The following is a 7,873-nucleotide window of genomic DNA, read 5'->3' as shown; positions in this document are numbered from 1 at the left end:
CGGGGCGCGACGGTGCCCTGTGGGTGGTCTACGTGCAGGCCGGTCGGCCCGCGCGGTGGAGGCGGCCGTCCGGATGGTTCGATAAATTATCAGGAAGGGACCCTGATAGAAACACTCTGGAAGGATGAACGGCCATGACCACCGCGCGTACGGCCACTCCGAGTACCGCCCGGGCGATCAACGACCGGCTGGCGCTCAACCTCCTGCTCGAACAGGGCCCCCTGACCGCGACCGAGCTGCGCGACCTCACCGGCCTCTCCCGGCCGACCGTCGCCGACCTGCTCGACCGCCTCCAGCGCACCGGCCTGGTCGCCGTCGTCGGCGAACGCGGCGAACAGCGGCGCGGTCCCAACGCCCGGCTCTACGCCCTGGTCGCCTCCCGCGCCCACCTCGCCGCCTTCGACGTCCGCTCCGGCGGCGTCTCCCTGGTCGTCGCCGACCTCGCCGGGCGCACCCTCGCCACCGCCGAGGTCCCGGTCGAGGACGACGGCGCGCCCGACACCGCCGCCCGGATCGTCGAGGTCCTGCGCGAGGCCGTACGCGGCGCCGGCATCGAGCGGCTGCACACCGTCGCGGTCGGCGCCCCCGGCCTGGTCGACCCGGCCACCGGGCGGCTGCACAGCACCGGCCAGCTGCCCCGCTGGCACGCCGAACTCCTCGCCGAGCTGCGGGAGTTGCCCGGCACCGAGGTGATCCTGGAGAACGAGGTCAACCTGGCCGGCCGGGCCGAGTACCGCGTCGGAGCCGCGCGCGACCGCGACACCTTCGTGCTGATGTGGCTCGGCCTCAGCGTCGGCGCCGCCGTCATCCTGGACGGGCGGCTGCGCCGCGGCTTCTCCGGCGGCACCGGCGAGATCTGCTTCCTGCCCGTCCCCGGCACCGTCGGCCTGCCCACCGCCGACAGCTGCGAGGGGGGCTTCCACGGCCTGGTCGGCAGTGCGGCCATCTGCGAACTCGCCCGCGCCCACGGCCTGCCCGCCGACCCGGCCGGGGACGCGGCCGCCGCCGAGGCCGCCGTCCGCGCCGCGCTCGCCGCCGGGGCTCCCGGTGAGTCCTTCCTGGACGCGCTGGCCGAACGGATCGCCCTCGGCGCGGCCGGCATCTGCGTCGTGCTCGACCCCGGTTGCGTGGTGCTCGGCGGCGAGATCGGCCGGGCCGGCGGCGCCGAGCTGGCCGGACGGGTGGAGCGGCGGCTCGCCGGTCTCTCCCCGCTGCGCACCGAGGTGCGGGCCGGTACGGCGGGCGGCGGCGCGGTGCTCGCCGGGGCCGTCCTCACCGCGGGCGACGCCGTCCGGCGGGACCTCTTCGGAGAGCCGTGAGCGAGCCGGCGGCCGGGTCGTGGCCGGTCCGTGGCGGTCCGGCGAGCCGTAGGCGGTCCTCGCTTTCCGGAAGCGGTCCCCGGTGCGGCAGGATGGCGGGCGGAGCGCGCGCCTCCGTACCTCCGCGCGCGCCCGTACCCCGAACCACCGTCAGGAGTCGCACATGGGCCAGCCCGACGTGCCCGCCAATCCGTACCGCATCGGCGAGGCCGCGGCGCTGCTCGGCGTCAGCGCGGACACCCTGAGGCGCTGGGTGGACGCCGGGCGGGTCGCCGCGGCGCGGGACGAGCACGGGCACCGGATCATCCCCGGCGCCGAGCTCGCCGCCTTCGCCCGCGAGCTGGCCCGGCCCGAGAACGCCGAGGCCGAGGGCCGCCCGTCCTCGGCCCGCAACCGCTTCCCCGGGATCGTCACCGACGTGGTGCTCGGGGACGTGGCGGCGCAGGTGGAGATCCAGGCGGGGCCGTTCCGGGTGGTGTCGCTGATCAGCCGGGAGTCGGCGGAGGAGCTGAATCTGGTTCCCGGTGCTCCGGCCACGGCGGTCATCAAGTCCACCAATGTGATGATCGAGCGGCGCTAGCCTCCCCCGTAGCCCCCTCCGATTCCTGCGCTTCCTGCGCTTCCTCCGACGACGAGACCCGGAACCGACCGAGAGGCCCGGATGCCACACCCGCACCTGCCGACCACCCAGAGCGCCGTGCTCGCGATCGAGGCCGTGGCCGCCCGGCACGGCCGCACCGTCCACGCCGAGCACGACATCGGGAACGACCGGACCTTCGCCGGACTGGTCGGCCCGGAGGCGTCGGGCGGCGAGCCCGGCGCGATCCCGCACGAGGCGCTGCTGGAGTTCGACGGCCGCCCCGCGGTCACCGTCCGGCTGTTCACCCACGACGAGGTCACCGTCACCGTCGAGGGCATCGCCTTCGACGTCGACCGCGACAGCGTCCCGGCCTTCCTGAACGCGGTCTGGTCCGACCTGGTGCACGTCAAGGCGCGCACCTTCCCGCCGTCCACCACGCTGATCGTCACCGTCCCGGGGGAGCCCAGCTACCGCGAGGGCATCGGCGTCCACAGCCTCACCCCCTGGCTCGCCGGAAGGATCCGATGAACGCCGCCGACCGCCCCCGCGTGCTCGCCGTCGCCCACCGGGGCGACCCGTACCGGTACCGCGAGAACACCCTGCCCTCCGTCGAGTCCGCGCTCGCCGCCGGGGCCGACGCCGTCGAGGTCGACGTCCAGCTCACCCGCGACAAGGTGCCCGTCCTGCTGCACGACCGCACCCTGGAACGGCTCTGGGGCGACGCTCGCTCCGTCGACCGGGTCACCGAGGAGCAGCTGGCCGAGCTGCGCCAGGGCGAGCTGGCCGTCCCCACCCTCGCCGAGGCGATCAAGACGGTCGCGTCCGCGAACGGCCCCCGGCTGCTGATCGACCTGGACGAGCCCGGCCCGGTCGCCGCCACCTGGTCCGTCGTCACCGGGCTCGGCGCCGAGGCGACGGTCGCCTTCTGTGGCCCCGCCACCGCCATGCTCGCGGTGCGCGCACTCGCCCCCGACGCCGAGATCGCGCTCACCTGGAAGCAGCCCCGGATGCCCGCGCGCCCGCTGCTGGCCGACCTGCGCCCGCGCTACCTCAACCCGCCGTTCGGCCTCGTCACCCCCGAGTTCACCGCCGCCTCGGCGGACCTGGGGCTCGCCGTCTCCACCTGGACGGCCGACCTGCGCCGCACCATGCGCCGACTGCGCGACACCGGGGTCGCCTCCATCACCAGCAACCGGGTCGCCCTGCTGCGCTCGGTCCTGGACGGCCGCCGGTGAGGGGTTCCGGCATCCGGGAGCCGGGCCGTAGTCCGTTCGGCCGCTCGGGGGTGACCCGACGGGCGGGCCGTCAGCTCGTCTGCTGAGCTGGGGCGGTCCGGACTCCTCGACAACGATCCCCGGCGGAGGTGGCGTGTCCGTGGAACGCCCGCCCGACAGGTGGCCCGACCACCGCAGGCCGTACCTGATGCTGCCGCCCGTGGTGCGGCAGGCTGCGGCCTGGTCGGTGGCGGTGATCCTGCTGATCGCCGTCGCCTCGCTGCTGGTGTTCGCGCTGGTCGAGCTGCGGGCGGCGACCGTGCCGTTCGTCCTGGCGCTGCTCGGCACCTCGCTGCTCTACCCGGTGGTGCCCTGGCTGGTCCGGCGGGGCGTGAGCCGCAGCCTGGCCGCCGGGCTGACCTGCGTGGTGCTGGTCACGGCGGTGGGCGGGGTGGTCGCCCTGCTGGTCAACTCCCTGGTGCGCAGCGCCCCGCAGATCGCCTCCTCGCTGCCGAAGGCCGGAGAGCGGCTCGCCTCCTGGCTGGGCCCGCTCGGCGAGAAGATCCAGCACGCGCTGAGCAACACCAAGGGCGAGACCAACTCGCTGGTGTCGACGCTGACCAACGGCGTGCTGTCGGGCCTCGGCCTGCTCACCCAGCTGATCACCGGCGGGGTGCTGGCGCTCGCCCTGGTGTTCTTCTTCCTCCGTGACGGCCACCGCACCGGTGACGCCGTCCGCTCCTACCTGCCCGGGCGCGGCGCCGAGACGGTGATCGCCTGCGCCGAGCGCGCCTTCCAGGCGATGGCGGGCTTCATGCGGGGCACCAGCCTGATCGCCCTGATCGACGCGAGCTTCATCACCATCGGCCTGCTGGCGCTGAGCGTGCCCGGTGCGCCCGGGCTGGGCGCGCTGGTCTTCATGGGCGCCTACATCCCCTTCGTCGGGGCGTTCCTGTCCGGCACGGTGGCCGTGCTGGTGGCGCTCGCCGACGGCGGCCTGGGGACGGCGCTGTGGGCGCTCGGCGTGGTGCTCACGGTGCAGATGATCGAGGGCAACATCCTGCAACCGGTCATCCAGAGCCGGACGGTGGAGCTGCATCCGGCCACCATCATGGTCGCCGTCGTGGCGGGCTCCGGCATCGCCGGGATCATCGGCGCCCTGCTGGCCGTTCCGGTCTGCGCGGCCGGCATGGGCGTCATCTCGGTCCTGCGCGGCCTGGGCCGTCCGGTGGAACCCGTGGAGGCGGGGGAGCCGGGGAGCTGAGGGCCCGGGCGGCAATCCGGTTGCCGTGGGCGGGGAGCGGATGACAGCATCACTAATGCGACTAGAGTTGCGATAGTGATGGAGGGGTGGGCATGGACCTGTTCGAGGTGGCCGAGGCCGGCGCGGGCCCGTACGGGATCGCCGTCAGGCCGGACGGGGGCGTGTGGTTCACGCTGGTGCACTCCGGAGAGGTCGGGCGGCTGGCGCCCGACGGCACGGTGGCGCGGTACGGGCTGGGGGCGCCGGAATCCGGTCCGGCGGTGATCACCGCCGGACCGGACGGGGCACTGTGGTTCAGCCGGATGCGGGACCACCGGATCGGACGGATCGCGGTGGACGGGCGGGCGGTCTCCTTCGCGGTGCCGACGGCCGGCGCGGGCCCGTACGGGATCGCCGCCGGCCCCGACGGCGCACTGTGGTTCACCGAGCTCAACGCCGACCGGATCGGGCGGATCACCGTGGACGGGCAGGTGACGGAGCACCCGCTGCCGCTCGCCGGGGCGTTCCCCTCGATGATCGCGGCCGGGCCGGACGGCGCCCTGTGGTGCACGCTCAACCAGGCGGACGCCGTCGCCAGGATCGGCGCGGACGGCGAGGTGACCGTCCACCGGCTGCCCACCGGGGGCACCGCGCCGGTCGGGATCACCGCCGGGGCGGACGGCGCGCTCTGGTACGTGGGGATCGGCGGCGGGCTGGTCGGGCGGATCGCGGTGGACGGGCGGGTGACCGAGTACCCGCTGGCCGACCGGGAGTCCCGGCCGCACGCCATCGCGGCGGGGCCGGACGGCCGGCTCTGGTTCACCGAGTGGGCCGCCGGCCGGATCGGCGTCCTCACCCCGGACGGGCGGCTCGACGGGTACCCGATCCCGGGCCCGGGCGCCGAGCCGCACGGGATCGCCGTCGGACCGGACGGTGCGGTGTACGCGGCGCTGGAGCGCGGGCAGATCGCCCGGCTGAACCCTGTGGGCGCCATGGGTTGACGGTGCGGCAGCTCGCCCGGCCGGGGCCGGTCCCGGGCCGGGAGGTCCCGGTCGGGAAGTCCCGGTGGGGGCCCGGGAACTCGGGCCCAGCGGCCCCGGCCGGGCGGGCCCAACGGCCCTGGGGCGCGGGGGCGGCGCATTCGGATCATGGATCGCCATCCATTCGCACGACGTTCCGAAGGAGTGCGTCCTTGAGCGCCACCCAGGCACAGGGCGACCCCACCGCACCGCCAAAGGCCATACCAACAGGGGCGGTTCGGGCTCAACGGCCCGGTTCGGCCCTGGTCAGGCTGCTGACCACCACCGACCACAAGACGATCGGCACCATGTACCTGGTGTCGTCGTTCGCGTTCTTCCTGATCGGCGGCATCCTCGCGCTGGTCATGCGCGCCGAGCTCGCTCGGCCCGGCAACCAGATCCTCTCCAACGAGCAGTTCAACCAGGCCTTCACCATGCACGGCTCGGTGATGCTGCTGCTCTTCGCGATGCCGCTGTTCACCGGCTTCGCGAACTGGATCATGCCGCTGCAGATCGGCGCGCCCGACGTGGCGTTCCCGCGACTGAACATGCTGTCCTACTGGCTGTTCATGTTCGGCTCGCTGATCGCCGCCGCCGGCTTCGCCACCCCGCAGGGTGCCGCCGACTTCGGCTGGTTCCTCTACGCGCCGCTGTCCGACGCCGTCCACTCGCCGGGCGTCGGCTCCGACATGTGGATCATGGGCGTGACGCTGTCCGGCTTCGGCAGCATCTTCGGCGCGGTCAACTTCATCACCACGATCATCTGCATGCGCGCTCCGGGCATGACGATGTTCCGGATGTCCATCTTCTGCTGGAACGTGCTGCTGACCTCGGTCCTGGTGCTGCTGGTCTTCCCGGTGCTGGCCGCCGCGCTGCTCGCGCTCGAATGCGACCGCAAGTTCGGCTCGCACGTCTTCGACCCGGCCAACGGCGGGGCGATGCTCTGGCAACACCTGTTCTGGTTCTTCGGGCATCCAGAGGTGTACATCCTGGCCTTGCCGTTCTTCGGGATCGTCTCGGAGGTCATCCCGGTGTTCAGCCGCAAGCCGATGTTCGGCTACGCGGGCCTGATCGCCGCGACGGTTGCCATCGCCGGCCTGTCGGTGACGGTGTGGGCGCACCACATGTACGTCACCGGGCAGGTGCTGCTGCCGTTCTTCTCGTTCATGACCTTCCTGATCGCGGTCCCGACCGGGGTGAAGTTCTTCAACTGGGTCGGCACCATGTGGAAGGGCTCGCTGAGCTTCGAGACGCCGATGCTGTGGACGGTCGGCTTCCTGGTCACCTTCCTCTTCGGCGGTCTGACCGGCGTGCTGCTCGCGGCGCCGCCGATCGACTTCCACGTCTCCGACTCGTACTTCGTCGTCGCGCACTTCCACTACACGCTGTTCGGCACGGTGGTGTACGCGATGTTCGCCGGCTTCCACTTCTGGTGGCCCAAGATGACCGGCAAGATGCTGGACGAGCGCCTCGGGAAGATCACCTTCTGGACGCTGACCGTGGGCTTCCACGCCACCTTCCTGGTCCAGCACTGGCTCGGCGCCGAGGGCATGCCGCGCCGGTACGCCGACTACCTGGCCTCGGACGGCTTCACCACCCTGAACACCATCTCGACCATCGGGTCCTTCCTGCTCGGCCTGTCGATCCTGCCGTTCCTCTACAACGTGTGGAAGACCGCCAAGTACGGCGAGAAGGTCACCGTGGACGACCCATGGGGCTGGGGCCGCTCGCTGGAGTGGGCCACCTCCTGCCCGCCGCCGCGGCACAACTTCACCAAGCTGCCCCGGATCCGTTCGGAATCCCCGGCCTTCGACCTGCACCACCCGGACATCGCGGCCCGGGACGTGCTGGAGCACTCCGGGAAGCCGGCCAAGCACCTGGAAGGCGTGGAGCCGGCCAAGTACGACCGGCCGCTGACGCGGGCGGAACGGCACCGGGTGCCCGTCCTGGGCCCCTCCTCGGCGCCGACGTCCCCGTCCTCCTCGTCCCCGTCCTCGGGTGACTGAGGGCGCACCCCCTGAACGCCGTCCCCGCCCGCGTCGCTGCCCCCGGGCGGGCGGGGACGGCTCCCCCTCCTCTTCCGTCGACTCCGCCATCAACTCCGCGAACTCCGTGCGATTAGGAAGGCCGGCCCGTGACCCACACCGTCCTCGCCATCGGCACCGCCGCCCTCACCGCGAGCGGCTGCGTCTGGTACCTGCCCGCCATCGCCGACCTCCAGGCCGGCGCCGACCGGCCCCGCTCGACCCGTACGGCCGCCGCGGCCTGCGTGCTCTGGTGGGCGGCGCTGGCCCTGGCGGGCGGGCTGCTGCTCGCCGTGCCCGACTGGCAGCCCGCCGCGCAGGTCGCGCTCACCGGGCTGGTCGGAGGTGCGGCGCTGAGGGTCCGCGCCCTGTGGGACCGGCGCGGGGAGCAGCGGGAGACCGCCGCCCGCTGGGCAGCCCTGGACGCCGGTCCGGTGCCGCGCACGGGCCGTCCGGCGGCGGTCGCGCTGGCCG

The 7,873-nt window shown here is 73.5% G+C and carries 8 protein-coding genes; all 8 read left to right on the top strand.

Going from position 1 to position 7,873, the window contains the following annotated elements; genetic code table 11:
• Positions 1–134 precede the first annotated feature (134 nt).
• On the top strand, positions 135–1,319 hold the full coding sequence (locus J0670_RS23300; RefSeq protein WP_207813599.1) for an ROK family transcriptional regulator: 1,185 nt from the start codon (positions 135–137) through the stop codon (positions 1,317–1,319).
• A 163-nt stretch (positions 1,320–1,482) separates the two neighbouring features.
• A complete protein-coding gene (locus J0670_RS23295; RefSeq protein WP_207813598.1) occupies positions 1,483–1,899 on the top strand; it encodes a molybdopterin-binding protein in 417 nt (138 codons plus the stop codon).
• Between the two features lie 81 nt (positions 1,900–1,980).
• Complete coding sequence (locus tag J0670_RS23290) at positions 1,981–2,427, top strand: hypothetical protein (RefSeq protein ID WP_207813597.1); 447 nt, start codon at positions 1,981–1,983, stop codon at positions 2,425–2,427.
• Positions 2,424–3,134 carry a glycerophosphodiester phosphodiesterase gene (locus J0670_RS23285; protein WP_207813596.1) on the top strand — a complete coding sequence of 237 codons (711 nt, stop codon included), beginning with the start codon at positions 2,424–2,426 and terminating at the stop codon, positions 3,132–3,134. The genes J0670_RS23290 and J0670_RS23285 overlap by 4 nt, the downstream gene beginning before the upstream one ends.
• Before the next feature lie 139 nt (positions 3,135–3,273).
• A complete protein-coding gene (locus J0670_RS23280) occupies positions 3,274–4,377 on the top strand; it encodes an AI-2E family transporter (RefSeq protein ID WP_307806653.1) in 1,104 nt (367 codons plus the stop codon).
• Positions 4,378–4,469: 92 nt separating this feature from the next.
• Complete coding sequence (locus tag J0670_RS23275; protein WP_207813595.1) at positions 4,470–5,357, top strand: virginiamycin B lyase; 888 nt, start codon at positions 4,470–4,472, stop codon at positions 5,355–5,357.
• Between the two features lie 326 nt (positions 5,358–5,683).
• Positions 5,684–7,381 carry a cytochrome c oxidase subunit I gene (gene ctaD / locus J0670_RS23270; protein WP_243437396.1) on the top strand — a complete coding sequence of 566 codons (1,698 nt, stop codon included), beginning with the start codon at positions 5,684–5,686 and terminating at the stop codon, positions 7,379–7,381.
• A 128-nt stretch (positions 7,382–7,509) separates the two neighbouring features.
• On the top strand, positions 7,510–7,873 hold a 364-nt coding region (locus tag J0670_RS23265), incomplete at its 3' end, for a hypothetical protein (RefSeq protein WP_207813593.1).

Source organism: Streptomyces sp. FH025 (assembly GCF_017427025.1).
Lineage (GTDB): Bacteria > Actinomycetota > Actinomycetes > Streptomycetales > Streptomycetaceae > Kitasatospora.
This window is presented reverse-complemented; position numbering and strand designations above follow the sequence as displayed.